A 20,679-nucleotide genomic window follows, 5' to 3' on the forward strand; every position below is an offset into this window, starting at 1 on the left:
GGCCCCGTCATGAAAATCGTCGTCATCGGCCACGGCATGGTCGGCCACAAGTTCCTCGAATGTCTCGCCGAGAGCGGCAACGAAGCGCTCGACGTGACGGTCCTGTGCGAAGAACCGCGCGCCGCGTACGACCGCGTGCATCTGACCGAATTCTTCACGGGCAAGAGCGCGGATGATCTCTCGCTCGTCGAAGAGGGCTTCTTCGAACGTTCGGGTTATGCGCTGAAACTGAATGCGCGCGCGGTGTCGATCGATCGCGCGGCGCGCACGGTGACGGCTTCGACGGGCGAAGTGCTCGCGTACGACAAGCTCGTGCTCGCGACCGGCTCCTATCCGTTCGTGCCGCCCATCGAAGGCCGTGATCGCGACGGCTGCTTCGTGTATCGCACGATCGAAGATCTCGAAGCGATGCAGGCATGCGGCGCGCGCTCGAAGACGGGCACGGTCGTCGGCGGCGGTCTGCTCGGTCTCGAAGCAGCGAAGGCGCTGCGCGACATGGGACTCGAAACGCATGTGATCGAATTCGCGCCGCGCCTGATGGCCGTGCAGGTCGATGACGGCGGCGGACGCGTGCTGCGCGCGAAGATCGAGGAACTCGGCGTCACGGTTCATACGGGTAAGAACACGCTTGCGATCGTCGATGGCGAAGGCGCGGCCAACCGCATGAATTTCGCCGATGAGACGCATCTCGACACCGACATGATCGTGTTCTCGGCAGGCATTCGTCCGCGCGACGACATCGCGCGTGCCGCGGGTCTCGACATCGGCGCGCGCGGCGGCATCGTGATCGACGACGCCTGCCGCACGAGCGACGAAGCGATCTATGCCATCGGCGAATGTGCGTTGTGGAAGGGCCAGTTGTTCGGCCTCGTCGCGCCGGGTTACGACATGGCGCGCATCGTCGCGAAGCAGATCATCGGCGAGGAGGCGGCGTTCGCGGGCGCGGACATGAGCACCAAACTCAAGCTGATGGGCGTCGATGTGGCGAGCATCGGCGATGCACACGGCAAGACGCCCGGCAGCCGGACGTATCAGTACAGCGACGAGCGCAAGCAGGTCTACAAGAAGATCGTCGTGTCCGACTGCGGCAAGTTTCTTCTCGGCGGCGTGATGGTCGGCGATGCAGCGGAATACGGCACGCTGCTGCAGATGATGTTGAACAAGATCGAGTTGCCCGAAGCGCCCGAATTCCTGATCCTGCCGTCGAGCGATGGAAAAGCGAAGCCCGCGCTCGGCGTCGAAGCCTTGCCCGATGCGGCGCAGATCTGTTCGTGCAACAACGTAAACAAGGCTGAAATCTGCGCGGCTGTCTGCGCGGGCGCAACGAGCATTGGCGCGATCAAGTCGTCGTGCAAGGCGGGCGCATCGTGCGGCGGCTGCGTGCCGCTCGTCACGCAAGTGATGAAGTCGGAGATGAAGCGGCAGGGTCTCGCGGTGAACAATCATCTGTGCGAGCACTTCCCGTATTCGCGTCAGGAGCTTTATCACATCGCGCGCGTGGAAGGACATCGCACGTTCGGCACGCTGCTCGCGAAGCACGGCAAGGGACGCGGCTGCGATATCTGCAAGCCTGCCGTCGCGAGCATTCTTGCTTCGTGCTGGAACGAGTTCGTGCTGAAGAAAGAGCACGCGAGCCTGCAGGATTCGAACGATTACTACCTCGCGAACATCCAGCGCGATGGCACGTACAGCGTCGTGCCGCGCATGCCGGGCGGCGAAGTGACGCCCGATGGCTTGATCGCGGTCGGCCAGGTCGCGAAGAAGTACGGCCTCTATACGAAGATTACGGGCGGCCAGCGTGTCGACATGTTCGGCGCGCGCGTAGAGCAATTGCCGTTCATCTGGGAAGAGCTCATCGCGGCGGGCTTCGAATCGGGTCATGCGTATGGCAAGGCCCTGCGCACCGTGAAGTCGTGCGTCGGCTCGACGTGGTGCCGTTATGGCGTCGGCGATTCGGTCGGACTCGCGATCGAACTGGAGAATCGCTACAAGGGTCTGCGCACGCCGCACAAGATCAAGTTCGGCGTGTCGGGCTGCACGCGCGAGTGCGCCGAAGCGCAAGGCAAGGACGTCGGCGTGATCGCGACGGAGAAGGGCTGGAATCTCTACGTATGCGGCAACGGCGGCATGAAGCCGCGTCACGCCGAGCTTATTGCGTCCGATCTCGATCACGACACGCTCGTGCGGTACATCGACCGCTTCCTGATGTTCTACGTGCGTACGGCGGATCGCCTGCAACGCACGAGCGTATGGCGCGACAACCTCGAAGGCGGACTCGAGTATCTGATCGACGTCGTCATCAACGACAAGCTCGACATCGCCGCCGAGCTCGAAGCGGAGATGCAACTCGTCGTCGATACCTACGAGGACGAATGGAAGAAGGCCGTCACCGATCCGCATACGCGCAAGCGCTTCCGTCACTTCGTCAACAGCGAACAGGGCGATGCGAACGTGACCTTCGTGGAAGAGCGCGGCCAGATTCGCCCCGCCACGCTCGAAGAGCGCAAGTCGAAGCTTGCCGAAACCGTTTAACGCGTGAGGAAAAACATCATGAACGACCGTATCGAACAGGACTGGACCGCCGTTTGTGAACTCGACGACATCGTGCCGGATACGGGCGTGTGCGCGCTCGTGAAGGGCACGCAAGTCGCGGTGTTTCATGTCGCGGGCGAAGAGGCAGCCGTGTACGCGATCGACAACTACGACCCCCATTCGCAAGCCGCGGTGCTCTCGCGCGGCATCGTGGGAAGTCTGGGCGAGCGTATCGTCGTTGCATCGCCGATCTACAAGCAGCACTTCGATCTGCGCACGGGCGAATGCCTGGAAGCGCCGGAGCTTTCGGTGAGCGCGTATCGCGTGAAGGTCGCGGGCGGCAAGGTGTGGGTCGCGGCATGAAGACCGAATATGCGGTTGCGGCCATGGCGGCGTTGAAGCACGCCGCATCGCGCCAGCGGCTCGTGGTGATCGGCAACGGCATGGCCGGTATGCGTACGGTCGAAGAACTGCTGAAGATCGCGCCCGAGCTGTACCACATCACCGTATTCGGCGCCGAGCCGTACGGCAACTACAACCGCATTCTGTTGTCGCCGGTGCTCGCGGGCGAGAAGAGCGTCGACGACATCATTCTCAACACGCGCGAATGGTACGACGCGAACGGCATCACGCTGCATGCGGGCGATGCCGTGATCGAAATCGATCGTGCGCGGCGCGTCGTGCGTTCGGAGAAGGGCGTGGAAGCGCACTACGACCGTCTGCTGATCGCGACCGGCTCGAAGCCATTCATCATTCCGGTGCCGGGTTGCGAGCTTTCCGGTGTGATCGCATTTCGCGACATTCAGGATGTCGAAACGATGATCGAAGCGGCACGCGATCATCGGCACGCGGTGATCATCGGCGGCGGTCTGCTCGGGCTCGAAGCGGCCAACGGCTTGCAGCGGCAGGGCATGTCGGTAACGGTCGTGCATGCGAGCGGCAGCCTGATGGATCGTCAGCTCGACGCCACCGCGTCCGCGTTGCTCAAGCGTTCGCTCGAAGCGAAAGGCCTCAACTTCGCGATGGCCGCGCAGACCACGGAGATCGTCGGCGACGACCGCGTGCGCGCCGTGCGTTTCGCGGACGGCACGCAGATCGACGCTGATCTCGTCGTGATGACGGCGGGCGTGCGGCCCAACATCGCGCTCGCGAAAGAGGCGGGGCTGCACTGCGAGCGCGCCATCGTCGTCGACGACACCTTGCAGACTTTCGATCCGCGCGTGTATGCGGTGGGCGAATGCGTGCAGCATCGCTCGGCGACCTTCGGTCTCGTCGCACCGATCTGGGATCAGGCGCGCGTGGCGGGCGCGCATCTCGCGGGCGCGGGGCATCGCCGTTACGTGCAGCGCGCGACGGCGACGAAGCTCAAGGTGACGGGCGTCGATCTGTATTCGGCGGGCGATTTCATCGGCGGCGAGGACAGCGAGGATCTCGTGCTGCGCGATCCGCGCCGCGGCGTGTACAAGCGTGTCGTGCTGCAGGCGGGACGCGTGATCGGCGCGGTGCTGTACGGCGACGTGAAGGACGGCGGCTGGTATTTCGATCTGATTCAGAGCCGCGCGGACGTATCGCATCTGCGCGGCAAGCTTCTTTTCGGCAAGACGCTTTGTGAAGCCTGAATACGGCCAAGGATAGAGAAACGTGAGCATGTCCATCATCCCCATTCAAACGGCTTCTGTTAAAACGACTTGCCCGTATTGCGGCGTCGGCTGCGGTGTGAACGCATCGCCGAAGAGCGCGACCGAAGTGTCGATCGCCGGCGATGAAACGCATCCATCGAACTTCGGCCGTCTGTGCGTGAAGGGCTCGGCGCTCGGCGAAACGATTGGACTCGAAGGGCGTCTGCTCAATCCGAAACTGCGCGACCGCCGCAGCGGCGCGCTTACCGATGCATCGTGGGCCGATGCCATCGGCACGGTTGCGAGCGGCTTTTCGCGCATCATCGCGGAGCATGGTCCCGACGCGGTCGCGTTCTATGTATCGGGTCAGTTGCTCACCGAGGACTACTACGTCGCCAACAAGCTGATGAAGGGCTACATCGGCAGCGCAAACATCGATACGAACTCGCGGCTGTGCATGTCGTCGTCGGTGGCGGGACACAAGCGCGCGTTCGGCGAAGACCTCGTGCCGATGAGTTATGAGGACCTCGAACTCGCGGACCTCGTCGTGCTCGTGGGATCGAACACGGCATGGTGTCATCCGATTCTCTTTCAGCGCATCGTGAAGATGAAGGAGAAGCGACCGGAGATGAAGATCGTCGTCATCGATCCGCGCTATACCGCGACTTGCGAAATGGCCGATCTGCATCTGCCGCTCAAGCCTGGCAGCGATGTGGCGCTGTTCAACGGCCTGCTCGCGTTCCTCGCGGAGCACGGCGCAATCGATGCGGCTTTCGTCGATGCACATACCAGCGGTTCCGACGACGCGCTCGCAGCGGCGGGTTCTTCGGATCTCGCGCAAACCGCGAAAGACTGCAAGCTCGATCAACATGATCTGATGGAGTTTTATCGTCTTTTCGCGCGCACGGAGCGCGTGGTGACGGTCTATTCGCAAGGCGTGAATCAGTCGAGCGCCGGCACGGACAAGGTCAACTGCATCATCAATTGCCATCTGCTGACGGGGCGAATCGGCAAGCCTGGCATGGGACCGTTCTCGTTCACCGGCCAGCCCAACGCGATGGGCGGACGCGAAGTCGGCGGCCTCGCGAATACGCTTGCCGCGCATCTCGAGTTCGGCGATCCGCTGCATGGCGAGATGGTGCGGACGTTCTGGAATTCGCCTGCGATTGCAGAGCGCGCCGGATTGAAGGCCGTCGAGTTGTTCGATGCAATCGAAGCGGGCCGCGTGAAAGCCGTATGGGTGATGGGCACCAATCCTGTCGTCAGCCTGCCCGATGGCGATCGCGTGAAGCGCGCGCTCGAGAAATGCGAGCTCGTGGTTGCATCGGACATCATCGAAAAGACGGATACGAACGCGTTCGCCGATGTGCTGCTGCCCGCGCTCGGCTGGGGCGAGAAGGATGGCACCGTGACGAACTCGGAGCGGCGCATCTCGCGTCAACGCGCGTTCATTCCGACGCCGGGCAAGGCGCGCGCGGACTGGCGCATCATCTGCGATGTCGCGCGGCGCATGGGCTTCGAAGGCTTCGATTTTGCGGGTCCGCATGAGATTTTCGACGAGCACGCACGGTTGAGCGCGTATCGCAACGATGCGTCGGCGGGCGTGCATCGCGCGTTTCATATCGGTGGACTGGCCGGGCTCGATCGCGCGCAATACGATGCGCTGCAGCCGACACAATGGCCGTTGCGCGACTCGGCAGAGGGAGGAACGGAGCGGCTCTTCGAAGATCACCGCTTCAGTCATGCAGATGGCCGTGCGCGCTTCGTAGCAACCGTTGCACGCGCGCCCGTGAACGCGCCCGATGACGACTATCCGCTCGTGCTCAACACCGGGCGCGTGCGCGACCAATGGCACACGATGACGCGAACGGGCCGCTCCTCGAAACTCGCGGGCCATATCAGCGAATCGTTCATCGACATGCATCCGCAAGACGCGCTCGCATGCGGCGTGCGCGAAGGCGAACTCGCGCGCGTGTCGAGTCGCTGGGGCTCGATGATCGCGCGCGTGCAGCATGGCGGTGGCATGCCGCGCGGCAGCGTGTTCGTGCCGATCCACTGGAACGATCAGACCGCCTCCGACGCGCGCGTCGGTGCGGTGGTGAATCCCGTCGTCGATCCGGTTTCGGGCGAACCGGAGTTCAAGCACACGCCTGTCGCAATCGAGAAGTTTCACGTGACATGGCACGGCTTTTCGCTCTCTCGCGCCGCGCCGGACCTCGACATGGTCACGCACTGGACGCGCGTGCATGGCACGGGCTTCGTCCGCTACGAAATGGCGGGCCGTAATCGTTTCGATGCATCCCATGGCGATCATCACGATTGGGCGCGTGCGCTCTTTCATATCGACGATGAGCACGCTGACTGGATCGAATACGAGGACAAGAGCGCGGGCGTGTATCGCGCGGCGCATGTGGTCAATGAGCGTATCGAGAGTTGCGTGTTCATCTCCGAGCGGCCCGATCTGCCCGCGCGTGCGTGGCTCGCGACGCTGTTCGAAAAGGGACGCCTCGACGACGAGGACCGCGCGAGCCTCCTGCTCGGTCAGCCGATAGGCAAGGGCGAGGACACCGGGCCGACCGTGTGCTCGTGCTTCGGCGTCGGACGCAATACGATCTGCAACGCGATCCGCGACAAGGGATTGAAGACAGCCGCCGAAATCACCTCGTGCGTGAAGGCGGGCGGCAACTGCGGATCGTGCGTGCCGGAGTTGAAGAAGCTCATCGTTGAGACGGAAATGGCGCGTCTCTCCACGGTCTGATTCGTCCGTGGTCTAACGAACGAACGCGGGCGCATGTCGCCCGCGTTTCGCGTTTTCAAGCCTTCCGATTCCTGCGGAGATCTCCGGACAAACCCTCGAAAACAGGGCGTTTCCGGGCTATTGGTATGCTCGAATGAGCGCTCGCCAACCAAACTCCTTACGATTTATTACCACGTGAAATGGTGTGTTGGATTGCCAACGCATTCGCCGGTTCATCTTCCGTACAGTCACCTCAAAACACAGGCACTAAACAAACGGATGCCTGAAAACAACACCAAAAGGTAATACGGGGATTGCGATGAAGAACGCAAAACTATTCGAACAAGCGGAAGGCCAGCGCGCCACGATCCGCTCATCCCAGGCCAGCATCGACCTGTTGCACGAACGACGACTTCTGATCGACGTGCGAGCCTCATTCCCAGTCTGATTCGTCAAGCCGCCCCAAAGGGGCGTCCTTTCTCAAACGCTCGCTGATCCATCGAAGCCAGATTCGATCAGACGTCGGAGAAGGAATACTAACGAAACGATATTTGCTGTATCCGCTACATATCGGCGTCGATGTAGCTGGAATTGACTGTGCGCCTACACTTGGAGACCTCACCATGCAACGCAAACTGATCGCAGCAGCCGCCGTCCTCTCGCTCGTTTCCGCCGCTGCCTTCGCAACGGGCACGAACTCCAGCTCGAGCTCGACCTCGGGCGGCACGACCAGCGCAGCCGTGTTCGGCTTCGGCTCGTTCACCGCAACCAACGCGGGCGCCGCCAACGGCCACGCTTCGTCGATCGCCGGCCAGGGCTACGGCGTGACGGGCAACGCGACCAACGCGACGACGAGCCACATCAACACGTCGTCGGTGGGCGGCAAGGGTTTTGGCGGCTCGACGGCGACGGGCGTCTCGGGCGCCGACGCTGCCGCGAATGCCTGGAGCAAGCTGGGCGGCGGCTGGCGCTAAGCACACGGCGACGGACGGCGAACTTCGCCGCAACGGGGTTCGCTTTCCCGCAACCGATGTGATCCCGGTTCGAACAACAAAAAACGAAATCCAATCTTACCGATTCGATAAGGAATGCAAATCATGAAACGCACTCTGATCGCTGCTGCACTGCTCTCGTTCGTCTCCGTCGCCGCGATGGCCACGACCACGAACTCCAGCTCGTCCTCGACCTCGGGCGGCACGACGTCCGCTTCGGTCTCGGGCTTCGGCCGCTTCACGGCGACGAACTCGGGCACGGCCAACGGCAATGCGCAATCGATCGCCGGCAACAAGTTCGGCGTGACGGGCAACGCCACCAACGCAACGACGAGCCACACGAATACGTCGACGGTGAGCGGCTTCGGCCACGGCAACGCACAAGCGGGCGGCACCTCGGGCGCGGACGCAGCGGCCAATGCATGGAGCAAGCTCGGCGGCGGCTGGCGCTAAGCTGGTCGGCGACTCAAGGCAGGGGCGGCGTCATGACGAGCGTGCGCTTGCGGGATACCGCCTTTGCCGAACTCATAAAAATACTCTAAGTCGTCCGGGACCGTCATGCGCTGTGGCGTTCCCCTTTTCTTCCGGAGAACCAAAATGAACAAGACCACTCTGCAATTGGCATGCGCGGTGCTGTTTTGCGCCGCGCAACTCGCCCACGCCGACACCACCGCCAATTCCTCGTCGGGCTCGGTTTCGGGTTCGACGTCGACGGGCATCGGCCAGGGCGGCGGATCGAGCCTCAACAACATCGGCACGTCGGCGAATTCGACGGCCAACACCAGTTCCAATTCGTCGTCGGTCGGCGGCCTCGGCGTCGCGACGGCGAGCGGCGGCCGTTCGACCGCGCAGGGCGGCTCATCGAATGTGAACATCTCGCTGACGATGCCGCAACTGACGACATCCGGCACGGATGCAAGCGGCGCCGATGCGACCGGCAAGGCGGCCACGAGCGGCCCCGGCACGAGCGCCTTCGACACGCGCACGACGGTCGACTACAACCAGAGCTCGTACTCGGTCCGCACGACGCCGTCGATCGCCGCACCCTCGCTCACCACGACGCTCTCCGACACCTGCATGGGCTCGGCCAGCTTCGGCCTGTCGATCACCGGCTTCGGCGCGACCGGCGGCACGACGCTCGTCGATCAGGCTTGCGTACGCCGCCTCGATGCACGCGAATTCCGCGCAATGGGCCTGACCGATGTCGCGCTCGCGCTCCTCTGCCAGAGCGAAGCGAACCGCCGCGCCGTCGAGGCGACGGGTCATCTGTGCCCGGGCACGACCACGCCGCTCGCGAAATCGGGCGAGGACGCGGTGCTGTCGGATGACGAGAAGTATCGCGATCCGCTGGTGCGCGCGCGCCTCGGCCTGCCGGTGACCGCCGCCAACAATCCGGAAGTCAGCATGAAAACGCAGAACGAGGCCAAGCAGGCTCAGCCGGCGCCCGCGAAGCAGGTCGCGCAGCCGACGCCGGTCGCCGCTCGCGTGTACGATCAGGCTGATACGAATGGCGTCGAAGTGGCGAGCACGCCCATCGGCGAAAAGATCGAAGTCTCGCTGGTGAAGTGAGGAAGCAACAGGTCCAATGGCAGGGTGACGCCATGGAGCGAGAGAGACGCGCCTGAGCAATCGGGCCGTCTCTACCTTTGAAGGGTTGGCTTTTGAAAGACTGGTCCCGGAGAGTCAACCCTCGTTTTCCCGCTGAGGCATGCGATGAAGAGTCACAAGAAAATGGCGGCCATCGCGCTCGCGGCGAGTGCGACGGTCTCGATGATGCCGATGAGCGCGCGCGCCGATGCAAGCGCCGGCGTGATCTGGGCCGCGAGCCCGGTCGGCGTGCAGTCGATGCCCGATGCGCAGGCGCTCGCGCTCTTGCCTTCGAGCGGCTACGTGCCCTTGCAGACGTCGGGCGGCAAGTGCCTGCTCGTCGCGCGGCGCGGAACGCAGATCGTCGCAGTGGAGTTGTCGCCGCTCGCGATCGGCGCGAAGGTGATCGGCTGGAAGCCGCAGCAGATCGACATGAGCACGGTCACGTCGAAGTGGGGCTACGTGCCGCCGAAATCGTCGATCGATACGAAGAGCTTCCGCAATCCCGTCACGAGCACGATCTCGGAAGCGAACAAGACGGATACGTCGAAAGGCGGATCGTATGCGCGCGCGAGCAGTTGGGGCAATGGCAACGTCGAAGCGCATAGCAGCGCGATCGCGTCGGCAATGGGCGAGACCGAAGCCGCCGAATCGGTGACGGTGAACGGCAAGACGTATCGCAAGTACAGCCACTTCAGGCCGGCGACAGCCGAAGCGCCGATGGCCGCATCGGATGAATACTTCTGTCAGTGATGCACGCGCTTCATGTCGTGGCGGACTTCCGTTCCACGACCGGTGGCACGGGCAAGGCGACGTCTTCGACGGGTCGCGATTCAGTGCCGAAACGCGCGACCGAGAACGAGAACGTGTTGACGCCGTTCTCGCTCGTCGCCGACACGGTGCCGCGATGCATCTCGGCCACCGCCTTCACGATGGCAAGCCCGAGGCCGTGATTCTCGCGGCTATTCGTGCGCGAACTTTCCGCGCGATAGAAGCGGTCGAAGAGATGCGCCATCACATGCGGCTGGATCGATTCGCCGGGATTGGCCACGGCGATGCGAATGCGCCCATGTTCCCGCGTGATGGCCACGGAAATCGTCGCGCCGGGCGCGCAATGCTGAATTGCGTTCATCACGAGATTGGACAGCGCACGGCCGAATAGCGACGTATTGACGAATGCGCGCGCATCGCCGTTCGCGACGGCGCGCACTCGCGCTTCTTCCAGCGGAATCTCGAGAAACTCCAGTGTGCGATTGACCTCCGCCGCGAGCGACACTTCGACGAGTCCCGTCGCGCGTTCGCCCTGATCGGCGCGCGCGAGAAACAGCATGTCGTTGATGATCGCGCGCACGCGTTCGAACTCCTCGAGATTCGATTGCAGCGTGTGACGCAGCTCGTCGATCGAACGATCGCGCGTCAAGGCGACTTCCGTCTGACCGATGAGAATCGTGACCGGCGTGCGCAATTCGTGCGCGACATCGGCGTTGAAGGATTCGAGCCGGCCATATGCGTGATCGAGCCGTTCGAGCGCGCCATTGAAGGACTTCGCGAGATCTTCGAGTTCCATCGGCAGCGCGCGCGTGTTCAGGCGTTGCGATCGATTGGTCGGACTCAGCTTCGATGCATCGCGCGTGAGGCGCGTGAGCGGTGCGAGGCCGAGCCGCGCGACCGAATAACTCAGCAGCAGGACCGCGACCGTGGCGAGCGCCATCAGCGCGGCGAGCGCGAGACCGAACGCGCGCATCGTATGAACGTTCGGCGAGCAATCGATCGCGACGAAGAGCTGCAGCGGCGGACGATCCCCGTTGGGCGGAATCGTGAGCGTGGTCATCAGCATGTCGTAGGCGCGATCTTCCGGACGGAAGTGAACGTAACCGCCCATCACGCGCTTGACGACGCGGCCCGCGGGCGGCGAGCCGTATTCATAGCGCGGATCGTTGCTGGACACGGCAAAGAGCGTGGAGCCGTCGCGCGGGGTGATGTCGGCGAGCTTCTCCTTCGCGATCTTCCATTTCTCCGGCGTCGATACATGCGTGACGATGAGCCGCGCAATCTCCGCGCGATTGTCGAGCGAGTCGCGCAAATGCTGCTCCAGTTGCACGCGCAGCACGAGAAAGAGTCCCGAGCCGACGAGCGCGAACACGAACAGCGCGACGAGCGCGAACATGACGGCGAGCCGCCGCGAAATGGAGCGTTGCGTGCGCGGCTCGCGCGCGTCGCGTGCCTCGCGTGGCGTCGACGATATCCACTGCGTGTTCATGATGGTCTCGCGTCTTCCCTTGCTTCGCGCGTGTCGCGAACTTCGCGCACTTCGAGCACATAGCCCATGCCACGCACGGTATGAAGCAGTTTGGTGCGGAACGGTCCGTCCAGTTTCGCGCGCAGCCGCTTGATCGCCGTTTCGACGACGTTCGTGTGACTTTCGAAATCGACTTCCCAGACGAGCTCGGTGATCGCGGTCTTCGAGAGAATGTCGCCGTGACGGCGCGCGAGCACCGAGAGCAACTGAAATTCCTTCGCGGTGAGGTCGAGCCGCACGCCGTCGCGTGTTGCGCGGCGGCCGATCAGATCGACATAGAGATCGCCGACCGATATCAATGTCGATTCCTGCGCGCGCGTGCGGCGGGCGAGCGCATGCAGACGCTCGACGAGTTCGAGAAACGAGAACGGCTTCGTGAGGTAATCGTCCGCGCCTTCGCGCAGGCCGCGCACACGATCGTTGATGTGATCGCGCGCGGTCAGCATGATGACCGGCGTCGACTTCTGGAGGCGCAGCGCCTTCAATACCGCGAAGCCGTCGCGTCTCGGCAGCATCACGTCGAGCACGATCACGTCGTAGTCGTATTCGATGGCGAGATGCGTGCCTTCCTCGCCGTCCATCGCGACATCGACGACCCAGCCTTGCTCGGTCAACCCCGAGCGCAGGTAATCCACCACTTTGTGTTCGTCTTCGACTATCAGGACTTTCATGCCTGGCACCTGTGCGCGTTCAGTGTGTGTTTACCGCATTGTTCAACTGCTAACTATACGAGCCTCGCGGGCATCGTGCTTACGTTTTCTTTCTACTCGCCCGAAGTAGTTGCGTTCGCAAGCTTCTGATCGTCGTTCGATGCAGTGTCCCATCCGCCGCCCAATGCCTTCACGAGCGTCACCGATACGGTGCGCTGCTGTCCGCGAATCTGCACGTCCTGTCGTTCGCTCGTGAGCAATTGCTGCTGTGCGGTGATGACGTCGAGATAGGCGACGAGCCCGCCCGAATAACGATCGTTCGCGAGCGACAGCAAGCGTTGCGCATCGACGACCGCGGCGTGCGACTGTTTCGCCGCGCCGTCCAGCACCGACAATCCGACGATGCCGTCCTGCACTTGCTGAAACGCGCCGAGCACCGTCTGCCGATAATTCGCGACGGCCGCGACATAGCCTTCGTTCGCGAAATCGACGGCTGCGGAGCGCCGTCCACCATCGAAGATGACCTGGCTTGCCATCGTCCCGATGGTCCACAAAAGGCTCGGCGCGGAAATCAGACTTGAGAACGCCGTGCTTTCCCAGCCGACCGTGCCGTTCAACGTGAGGCTCGGAAAGAACGCCGCTTTCGCGACGCCGATCTGCGCATTGGCCGCGGCCATCGCACGCTCGGCGGATGCGACATCCGGCCGGCGTTGCAGTACATCGCTCGGCACGCCGAGTGGAATCGGCGGAAGCGGGCGTTCGTTCAATTCAGGCGCGATCGAGAATTGCGGCGCGGGCGTCCCGACGAGCGCGGCGATCGCATGTTCGAATTGCGCGCGCTGATTGAGCAGCAGTTGCGCCTGCACGCGCGTCTGATCGAGTTGCGCTTGCTGCTGCAATACATCGAGGCCTGACACCGCGCCGAGATCGTGTTGCGCCTGCACGTAATCGAGCGCTTTCTTTTGCAGCACGACAGAACGATTCAGCACGTCGATCTCCGCATCGAGCTCGCGCATCGAGAAGTAGTCGCTGGCGAGATCGGTGGTCAGCACGAGACGCGCATTCGCGAGATCGTCGCGCGACTGATCCGCCGATGCATGCGCGGCCTCCACTTCGCGACGGATGCGGCCGAACAGATCGACGTCGTAGTTGACCGTCGGCGCGAGCTTCAGATCGCTTTGAACGGTAGCGTTGCTCGGCGTCGCGTAGTTGGTGACGGGCCGGTTCTTCGAAATGCGCGAGCGCGACGCGTTTGCACCGAGATCGACTTCAGGCAGCCCCAGCGCGGATGTTTGCGCGAGCGTCGCGCGAGCCTGTGCGTAGTGCGCGCTCGCCGCGGCGAGCGTCTGATTCTGTGCGAGCGCCTGCGTTTCGAGACCGTTCAACGTCACATCGCCGAAGCCTTGCCACCAGTCGAGCGCGAGCGGCGCATGCGACGGCTCGCCCACGCGCCAGTACGAATCCGTCTTCCACGTAGGCGGCGTTGCGGCGACGGGCCGATGATAGTCGGGCCCGACCGTACACGCGGCAAGCAGCGAGACGAGCGTGATGCCAAGCGCGGTCTTCATGATGCGGCCTTGCTGCCCGACGCGGGCTGTCGTTGCGTTTGCTGCGGCGCGATCACGACGTGATCGCCATCGGCGATCGAATCGCTCGGGTTGATGATGACCTTGTCGGTCGCGTCGATTCCGCTCTCGATTTCGAGCGATTGTCCGAGATCCTGCGCGATCACGATCTTGCGCAGGCTCACATGACCGTTGCCATCGACGACCGCGAGACGTGGACCTTCGGAACGGAAGAGCAGCGCGTTGCCTGGCACGAGCAGACGCGCGTGCGCGGTCGCGGGCACGGCGACCTGCACATACGCGCCGGGCCGTAGCCGCCCATCGGGATTCGGCAGCGTCACTTCGACTTGCAACGAGCGCGTGGGCACGTCGATCGCGCCGGAGATGTGGGCGATCTTGCCGTGGAACTGTTCGCCGGGCAGCTCCGCCTGCGTGACCGTCACGTCCTGTCCGACCGATACGTTCTGCGCATAAGCCTGCGGCAACTGCACGAACACGCGCAACGGGTCCGACTGGGCGAGCGCGAAGAGCGCGCGGCTCGTGCCGCTGCCCGCATCGATCAGATCGCCGACATCCACATTGCGCTGCGTGACGACGCCCGCAAAAGGCGCGACGATGCGCTTGAACGATTCGAGCTGACGCAGACGCTTCACGTTGGCATCGGCGGCCGCGAGATTCGCGACGTCCTGGTTGTACGTGCTCTGACGCTCGTCGAGTTCCTGTTGCGACACGGCATCGCGCTGACGCAATTGCTGCCAGCGTTCGAGCGAGCTCTTCGCGAGTCCGAGGCTCGATGCAGTCTGATCGCGTTGCGCGACCGCTTGCGCAAGCTCCTGATCGATCTCGGGCGTGTCGAGATCGGCGAGCAACTGGCCTTGCTTCACGCGCGATCCGATATCGACGTACCAGTGCAGCAGATAACCCGTCGCACGCGCATAGATCGGCGATTCGACGAAGCCGCGCAAGGTCCCCGGCAACGTCGTTTCGCCGCCGCCATCGGTCTCTTTAGGCATGACGACGTTCACGTATTGCTGCGCGTTCTGCTGCGTGCGCGCGGCGATGGAATGGCTATGCAGCACATCGGTGACGACCGTGCGCGCCGCGCCTATCGCGAGCAACGCGAGCACGATCACGAGCGCGATCTTCGCGCGTTTCCATTCGACGTTGCGCGGCGGCAGCGCGGGCCCTTCGTTCGGGTCGCGAGCGGGAATCGCAAGCGATGCGTGGTTCTTTTCAGTCATGTTCGTCGGGATGCTTTGATGTCAGTGTTGGCCGCTGCCGTCTTCATGTTGCGTGTTACCTCTTCGCGCGGCGCGCCGTGCAAGACGTGCGTGAATGCCTGCGAAGACGAGCGGCACGAAAAAGAGCGTGGAAACCGTTGCGAACAGCAGGCCACCGATCACCGCGCGGCCGAGCGGCGCGTTTTGCTCGGCGCCTTCGCCGAGGCCGAGCGCCATCGGAATCATGCCGATGATCATCGCGAACGCGGTCATCAACACGGGGCGTATGCGGCTCGCGCCCGCCTCGAGCGCGGCGGTGAGCGGCGGCATGCCCGCGTTCAGACGCTGTCGCGCGAACGAGACCATCAGGATGCTGTTCGCGGTGGCGACGCCCATCGTCATGATCGCGCCGGTCAGCGCGGGCACGCTCAGGTGCGTGCCGGTGAGAAAGAGCATCCAGATGATGCCCGCGAGCGCGGCGGGCAATGCGCTTACGATGATGAGCGGATCGATCCACGACTGGAAGTTCACGACGATCAGCAGATACACGAGCACGATCGCCATCGCGACGCCCAGTCCGAGGCCGACGAACGACGTCCGCATCGTCTCGACCTGACCGCGCACGACGATCTGGCTGCCGCGCGGAAGCGTCTTCTGCGCTTCATCGACGAGTTGATTAACCTGGCGCGCGACGCTGCCGAGATCGCGGCCTTCGACGCTCACGAAGAGATCGATCACGGGCCGGATGTTGTAGTGCGTGACCACCGCGAACTGATTCTTCGGCGAGAGGCGCACGAGATTGCCGAGCAGTTGCGTGGGACCGTTGAGCGATGCGGACACGGGCGTTCGCAGCAGTTCGTCGATCGATGAAATCTGATACTGCGGCGTCTGCACCGCGAGGTTGTATTCGACGCCGTTGCGCGGGTTGAACCAGAATCCCGGCGCGGTTTGCGAGCTTCCCGAAAGCGAAACCAGCACGTTCTGCGCGACGTTGCTTGCGGACAGATTGAGTTGCTGCAGGCGCGTGCGATCCATCTGCAAATCGATGGCCGGTTCGTCTAGCTTCTGCTGGATGTGCGTATCGACATTGCCGGGAATCATGCGGATCTGCTTCATCAGCTTGCTCGCGACTTCGAAATTCGCCTGGCCGTTCTGCCCTTGAATCTGCACGTCGATGGCGGCGGGCAAGCCGAAGTTGAGAATCTGCGTGACGATGTCCGCAGGTTGGAAGAAGAATTCGACGCCGGGAAAGCGGCGCGGCAGGAGCGCACGCAATTCGTCGATGTACTTTTGCGTCGGCGAATGATCCGCGTTGAGCGCGACCTGAATTTCGCCGTCGAGCGTGCCGATCGTTCCGGCATTGCTGTACGACAGGTTGATGCCGCTATAAGGCAGACCGAGGTTATCCAGTATCGTCGCGAGTTCGTCTTGCGGCACGATCTGGCGCACGACCTTTTCGACTTCATCCGCGAGTCGCGCGGTCTCCTCGATGCGCGTGCCGGTCGGCGCGCGCATGTGCAGGCGAATATCGCCCGCATCGACGCTCGGGAAGAAGTCTTCGCCGAGCACGAACACGAGGCCCGCCGACAACAGGCAGAAGCCGAGAAAGAGCGTCGCGAACAGACGCCGCTTCACGAGCAGGCTCGACAGAATCACGATATACGCGCCGCGCATGCGCTCGAAGCCGCGATCGAAGCGCTGATGCAGACGCACGAAGAGATTCGGCTTTGCCTTCGCATCGGGTGCGTGCGCGTGGCCCATCAACAGCATCGCGAGCGTCGGCACGAGCGTGCGCGAAAGGATGTACGACGCGAGCATTGCGAACACGACGGCTTCCGCAAGCGGCACGAACAGGAACTTGGCGACGCCGGTGAGAAAGAACATCGGCACGAACACGATGCAGATGCACAGCGTCGAGACGAGCGCGGGCACCGCGATTTCACCTGCGCCTTCGAGGATCGCGTCGTGCAGATTCGTGCCCATGTGCAGATGACGCTCGATGTTCTCGATCGTGACGGTGGCATCGTCGACGAGAATGCCGACTGCGAGTGCGAGGCCGCCGAGCGTCATGATGTTGATCGTCTGCCCGAGCGCATGCAGCACGATCAGCGACGAGAGAATCGAGAGCGGTATCGAGATCGCGATGATGCAGGTGCTGCGCCAGTTGCCGAGAAAGAGCAGGATCATCGCGGCGGTGAGCGCGGCGGCGATGAGCGCTTCGCGCACGACGCCTTGCACGGCGGCCTTCACGAACACCGACTGATCGAAGAGCGCGCTGATCTTCAGATCGGAAGGCAGCGACGCCCGCGCTTGCGGCAAGAGATCATGCAACGTATTGACGATGGACAGCGTCGACGCGTTGCCGTTCTTCAGCACCGAGATCAGCACGCCGCGATGCCCGTCCTGACGCACGATGTTGGTCTGCGGCGAGAAGCCGTCGCGGACGTGCGCGACTTCGCGCAGATAGGTCGTCGCGCCGTTGATCGTGCGAACCGGAATGTCGTTCAGGCCCGCGACGGTCGCGGGCGAACCGTTCATGTCGACCGTATATTCGCGCGGGCCGATCTTTGCGGTGCCGGTCGGAAGGATCAGGTTTTGCGCGTTGACGGCCTGGACGACATCGGTCGGCGTGAGTCCTTTCGCGAGCAGCGCGCGCGTGTCGAGATCGACGGAGATGAGGCGCGTCTTGCCGCCATACGGATAAGGCACGGCCGCGCCCGGAATCGTCACGAGTTGAGGGCGCAAGAAATTGAGCGCGGTATCGTTCAGGTCCTGCTCGGATTGCTTCGGACTCGAAAGCCCGAGCTGAATCACCGGAATGCTCGACGCCGAATAGCTGATGACGAGGGGCGGCGTCGCGCCCGGCGGCATCTGCTTCACTTGCGCCTGTTCGACGGCCACTGTTTGCGCGATCGCGGTCTGGATGTTCGCGGTGGGCTGCAGAAAGAGCTTGATGATCGCGATGCCTTGCAGCGATTGCGACTCGATGTGCTCGATATTGTTCACCGTGGTCGTGAGGCTGCGCTCGTTGACCGACGTGATGCGATTGGCCATGTCCTGCGCGGAAAGGCCTGTGTAGTTCCAGATGATGCTGACAACCGGAATGTCGATTTCGGGAAGCACGTCCACAGGCGTCGTCATGAGGACGAACGGCGTCGCCAGCAGGATCATGATGGCCATCACGATGAACGTGTATGGCCGCTTAAGCGCAACGTTGACTATCCACATTGAGTCGTTCGGAAGAAGCTGGGAGAGGGCGCTGCGAATGAGGCGAATGCAACGCGCGGGACGCAATGACGGAGCGGGGCGTGCGGTTCGCCATCAGTGTCGTTATGGTAGTGGCCGGGTGCCAACGACAATATGACGTGAATATGGCGCCGATGTCAGATAAGGCGGTTTGAAAGCAAGCTTGCGAAAGCCCATGGTAGGGCGGAGCATTCGCATCGGACAGCGGGGAATAGCGAAGCGCGAGCGCGGGTTACGCGCTTCGAAGGGACGCGAGCGAGACGGCGCGGAAGGCCGCGCGTGTCTCGTTCGATGAGCGTGCGTTACTGCGGGGTTTGACCGAGCGGCGTCGTCGACATCGTGCGTCCCGAAGACGACGAACCGTCGCTGGACGAGCCATATGCGCTTTGCGCGCTGACCTTGGCTTCGGCTGCCTGTATGTCGTTCGGATAGAACGCATCGCGCTCGGACGGGTTATAGCCGGCTTGTTCGACGCGTTGCAGATCCGCTTTCACCTGTGCGCGCGTGAGACCTTCGGATTGTGCGAGCGCGGCGAGCGGCGCGGCAGCAAGGGCAATTACAGCGATGCGTGTGACTAGTTTCATGGCGCACTCCTCATGCGGGTAAAGATGAACGGGACATGCGGTTGCGCGATATGCAGCGTCGGCACGCTCGCTACAGCCACCACTGAATTCTATTTGTCGTACCGTGACGAGATGCTGGCGATGAGATGACGCTTTGGTCAGATTGGGGCTGTCTGTGAATGCGCGCAGCCGGTGATAGACTCGCCCGCGAGACGCGCCTTGTAAGCTACCTGAACAACATCGTTCGCGGATGTTGTCCCCGATATCCCATCAGGACTCGATAAATTGCCGTTCAATCTGCCGACCACGGCCACCGCGCCGTTTTGCCCATCGGAAGTCAAAGGCTCCGTCGCCGTTTCGCCGGGCGCGCCGCTATGGAAGAAGCTTCTGCAATTCGCGGGGCCGGGCCTGCTCATTCCATCGGCTATATGGACCCGGGCAACTGGGCGACGGATATCGAAGCCGGCTCACGCTACGGCTATAGCCTGCTCTTTGTCGTCGTGTTGTCGAGTCTTGCGGCGATGGTGCTGCAATGTCTTTCGATGCGCCTTGGCATCGTCACGGGAAAGGATCTCGCGCAGCTATCGCGTGAGCGTTACGCGAAACCGGTCGCGAGCGTGCAATGGATGCTCGCGGAGTTATCGATCATCGCGTGCGATCTCGCGGAAGTGCTCGGCGGCGCACTCGCGTTTCATTTGCTGTTCGGCGTTTCGCTGATGTGGGGCGTGGTGCTCACCGCATTCGATACGCTCATCGTGCTGGGCCTGAAAGGCAAGAACTTTCGCGATCTCGAAGCCATCATGCTCGGGCTCATCGCGACGATCGGCGTCGGTTATATCGTCGAGCTCGTGCTCGTCAAACCGCATTGGCCTTCGGTTGCTGCCGGGCTCGTACCATCGATTCACGCGTTGAGCGATCGCGAGCCGCTTTATCTCGCGATAGGCATTCTCGGCGCGACCGTGATGCCGCATAACCTGTATCTGCATTCCTCGATCGTGCAGACCCGCGTGGTGAATCGCGATGCGAAGAGCCTTGCATCGGCGATCAATCTTTCGCGGCTCGATACGATCGTGTCGCTCGTTCTCGCGCTGCTGATCAATGCGGCGATCCTGATTCTCGCGGCATCGGCATTTCACGCGACGGGACACACGCAAGTGACCGAGATCGAAGATGCGTACAAGCTGCTTGCGCCTATCGTGGGAACCGGGCTTGCGGCGATTCTCTTCGCGGTGACGCTCTTTGCATCGGGCCAGAGTTCGACGTTCACCGGGACCATTGCAGGGCAGGTCATCATGGAAGGGTTCCTGCAACTGAAAATCCCGTGCTATCAGCGCCGATTCATCACGCGGGCGCTTGCGCTCGTGCCAGCGTTGATCGGCGTGTACGTGATGGGCAACGGCGCGGTCGGCAAGCTGCTCGTCGCGAGTCAGGTCGTGCTGAGCCTGCAACTGCCGTTCGCGCTTTATCCGCTGATCCGGATGACGAGCGATCGCGGCCTCATGGGAGCGTTCTCGAACAAACCGTTCATGAAGCTCGTCGCGTGGGCGCTGTTCGTGGTCATCAGCGCGGCGAACGTCTGGCTCGTGGTGCAGACGGTCGCGGAGTGGCTCGGCTGAAATGAAAAAGCGCCATGCACGATTCGATGTGCATGGCGCTTCGTCAAGCCGCG

Annotated in this window: 14 protein-coding genes and 1 pseudogene; 9 read left to right on the plus strand and 6 right to left on the minus strand. The window is 62.8% G+C overall.

The features are described from left to right. The first annotated feature begins 9 nt into the window (after nucleotides 1-9). The 8 genes from nirB to NCS03_RS16450 all read left to right on the plus strand — a co-directional run bounded on the left by nirB (nucleotide 10) and on the right by NCS03_RS16450 (nucleotide 10,220). Nucleotides 10-2,532: a nitrite reductase large subunit NirB gene (nirB, locus tag NCS03_RS16415; protein WP_250529400.1), complete on the plus strand. Its 2,523-nt coding sequence runs from the start codon at nucleotides 10-12 to the stop codon at nucleotides 2,530-2,532. Between the two features lie 18 nt (nucleotides 2,533-2,550). Then, the gene (nirD, locus tag NCS03_RS16420; protein WP_008353596.1) at nucleotides 2,551-2,895 is read left to right on the plus strand and encodes a nitrite reductase small subunit NirD; all 345 of its coding nucleotides are present in this window, start codon (nucleotides 2,551-2,553) and stop codon (nucleotides 2,893-2,895) included. Beyond that, nucleotides 2,892-4,151, plus strand: a complete 1,260-nt coding sequence (locus NCS03_RS16425) for an NAD(P)/FAD-dependent oxidoreductase (protein ID WP_250529401.1) — start codon at nucleotides 2,892-2,894, stop codon at nucleotides 4,149-4,151. Before nirD ends, NCS03_RS16425 begins: the two co-directional genes overlap by 4 nt. Nucleotides 4,152-4,179: 28 nt before the next feature. After that, nucleotides 4,180-6,909, plus strand: coding sequence for a nitrate reductase (locus tag NCS03_RS16430; RefSeq protein ID WP_250529402.1), 2,730 nt, complete (start codon nucleotides 4,180-4,182; stop codon nucleotides 6,907-6,909). 602 nt (nucleotides 6,910-7,511) lie between these two features. Next, nucleotides 7,512-7,862: a hypothetical protein gene (locus NCS03_RS16435; protein WP_175979217.1), complete on the plus strand. Its 351-nt coding sequence runs from the start codon at nucleotides 7,512-7,514 to the stop codon at nucleotides 7,860-7,862. 123 nt (nucleotides 7,863-7,985) lie between these two features. Further along, nucleotides 7,986-8,333: a hypothetical protein gene (locus NCS03_RS16440; RefSeq protein WP_175979218.1), complete on the plus strand. Its 348-nt coding sequence runs from the start codon at nucleotides 7,986-7,988 to the stop codon at nucleotides 8,331-8,333. 144 nt (nucleotides 8,334-8,477) lie between these two features. Further along, the gene (locus NCS03_RS16445; RefSeq protein WP_008353590.1) at nucleotides 8,478-9,449 is read left to right on the plus strand and encodes a hypothetical protein; all 972 of its coding nucleotides are present in this window, start codon (nucleotides 8,478-8,480) and stop codon (nucleotides 9,447-9,449) included. Nucleotides 9,450-9,593: 144 nt separating this feature from the next. Then, entirely contained in the window at nucleotides 9,594-10,220 is a 627-nt protein-coding gene (locus NCS03_RS16450) for a hypothetical protein (RefSeq protein ID WP_250529403.1), read from the plus strand. Nucleotides 10,221-10,230: 10 nt separating this feature from the next. On the opposite strand, the gene NCS03_RS16455 is transcribed toward NCS03_RS16450, so the two are convergent. The 6 genes from NCS03_RS16455 to NCS03_RS16480 form a co-directional block, all read right to left on the minus strand. Continuing rightward, a complete protein-coding gene (locus tag NCS03_RS16455) occupies nucleotides 10,231-11,727 on the minus strand; it encodes a heavy metal sensor histidine kinase (RefSeq protein WP_008353588.1) in 1,497 nt (498 codons plus the stop codon). After that, nucleotides 11,724-12,437, minus strand: coding sequence for a heavy metal response regulator transcription factor (locus NCS03_RS16460; protein ID WP_008353587.1), 714 nt, complete (start codon nucleotides 12,435-12,437; stop codon nucleotides 11,724-11,726). Before NCS03_RS16460 ends, NCS03_RS16455 begins: the two co-directional genes overlap by 4 nt. A gap of 92 nt (nucleotides 12,438-12,529) precedes the next feature. Then, a complete protein-coding gene (locus NCS03_RS16465; RefSeq protein ID WP_250529404.1) occupies nucleotides 12,530-13,984 on the minus strand; it encodes an efflux transporter outer membrane subunit in 1,455 nt (484 codons plus the stop codon). Continuing rightward, entirely contained in the window at nucleotides 13,981-15,222 is a 1,242-nt protein-coding gene (locus tag NCS03_RS16470; protein ID WP_250529405.1) for an efflux RND transporter periplasmic adaptor subunit, read from the minus strand. Before NCS03_RS16470 ends, NCS03_RS16465 begins: the two co-directional genes overlap by 4 nt. A 21-nt stretch (nucleotides 15,223-15,243) precedes the next feature. Then, a complete protein-coding gene (locus NCS03_RS16475) occupies nucleotides 15,244-18,429 on the minus strand; it encodes an efflux RND transporter permease subunit (RefSeq protein ID WP_175979222.1) in 3,186 nt (1,061 codons plus the stop codon). A gap of 320 nt (nucleotides 18,430-18,749) precedes the next feature. Next, on the minus strand, nucleotides 18,750-19,031 hold the full coding sequence (locus NCS03_RS16480; protein ID WP_008353580.1) for a DUF4148 domain-containing protein: 282 nt from the start codon (nucleotides 19,029-19,031) through the stop codon (nucleotides 18,750-18,752). A gap of 264 nt (nucleotides 19,032-19,295) precedes the next feature. Here NCS03_RS16480 and NCS03_RS16485 point away from each other — a divergent pair. After that, a pseudogene (locus NCS03_RS16485) lies at nucleotides 19,296-20,626 on the plus strand (Nramp family divalent metal transporter). Nucleotides 20,627-20,679 lie beyond the last annotated feature (53 nt).

The sequence above is a fragment of the Caballeronia sp. ATUFL_F1_KS4A genome (genome assembly GCF_023630905.1).
In the GTDB taxonomy this organism is placed as follows: domain Bacteria; phylum Pseudomonadota; class Gammaproteobacteria; order Burkholderiales; family Burkholderiaceae; genus Caballeronia; species Caballeronia zhejiangensis.

What these genes read in the sequence shown, in the direction of transcription:
- nirD (WP_008353596.1), top strand. Translation starts at nt 2,551, where the DNA reads ATGAACGACCGTATCGAACAGGACTGGACCGCCGTTTGTGAACTCGAC.
- NCS03_RS16440 (WP_175979218.1), top strand. Translation starts at nt 7,986, where the DNA reads ATGAAACGCACTCTGATCGCTGCTGCACTGCTCTCGTTCGTCTCCGTC.
- NCS03_RS16425 (WP_250529401.1), top strand. Translation starts at nt 2,892, where the DNA reads ATGAAGACCGAATATGCGGTTGCGGCCATGGCGGCGTTGAAGCACGCC.
- NCS03_RS16445 (WP_008353590.1), top strand. Translation starts at nt 8,478, where the DNA reads ATGAACAAGACCACTCTGCAATTGGCATGCGCGGTGCTGTTTTGCGCC.
- NCS03_RS16465 (WP_250529404.1), bottom strand. Translation starts at nt 13,984, where the DNA reads ATGAAGACCGCGCTTGGCATCACGCTCGTCTCGCTGCTTGCCGCGTGT.
- NCS03_RS16470 (WP_250529405.1), bottom strand. Translation starts at nt 15,222, where the DNA reads ATGACTGAAAAGAACCACGCATCGCTTGCGATTCCCGCTCGCGACCCG.
- nirB (WP_250529400.1), top strand. Translation starts at nt 10, where the DNA reads ATGAAAATCGTCGTCATCGGCCACGGCATGGTCGGCCACAAGTTCCTC.
- NCS03_RS16460 (WP_008353587.1), bottom strand. Translation starts at nt 12,437, where the DNA reads ATGAAAGTCCTGATAGTCGAAGACGAACACAAAGTGGTGGATTACCTG.
- NCS03_RS16480 (WP_008353580.1), bottom strand. Translation starts at nt 19,031, where the DNA reads ATGAAACTAGTCACACGCATCGCTGTAATTGCCCTTGCTGCCGCGCCG.
- NCS03_RS16455 (WP_008353588.1), bottom strand. Translation starts at nt 11,727, where the DNA reads ATGAACACGCAGTGGATATCGTCGACGCCACGCGAGGCACGCGACGCG.
- NCS03_RS16475 (WP_175979222.1), bottom strand. Translation starts at nt 18,429, where the DNA reads ATGTGGATAGTCAACGTTGCGCTTAAGCGGCCATACACGTTCATCGTG.
- NCS03_RS16430 (WP_250529402.1), top strand. Translation starts at nt 4,180, where the DNA reads ATGTCCATCATCCCCATTCAAACGGCTTCTGTTAAAACGACTTGCCCG.
- NCS03_RS16435 (WP_175979217.1), top strand. Translation starts at nt 7,512, where the DNA reads ATGCAACGCAAACTGATCGCAGCAGCCGCCGTCCTCTCGCTCGTTTCC.
- NCS03_RS16450 (WP_250529403.1), top strand. Translation starts at nt 9,594, where the DNA reads ATGAAGAGTCACAAGAAAATGGCGGCCATCGCGCTCGCGGCGAGTGCG.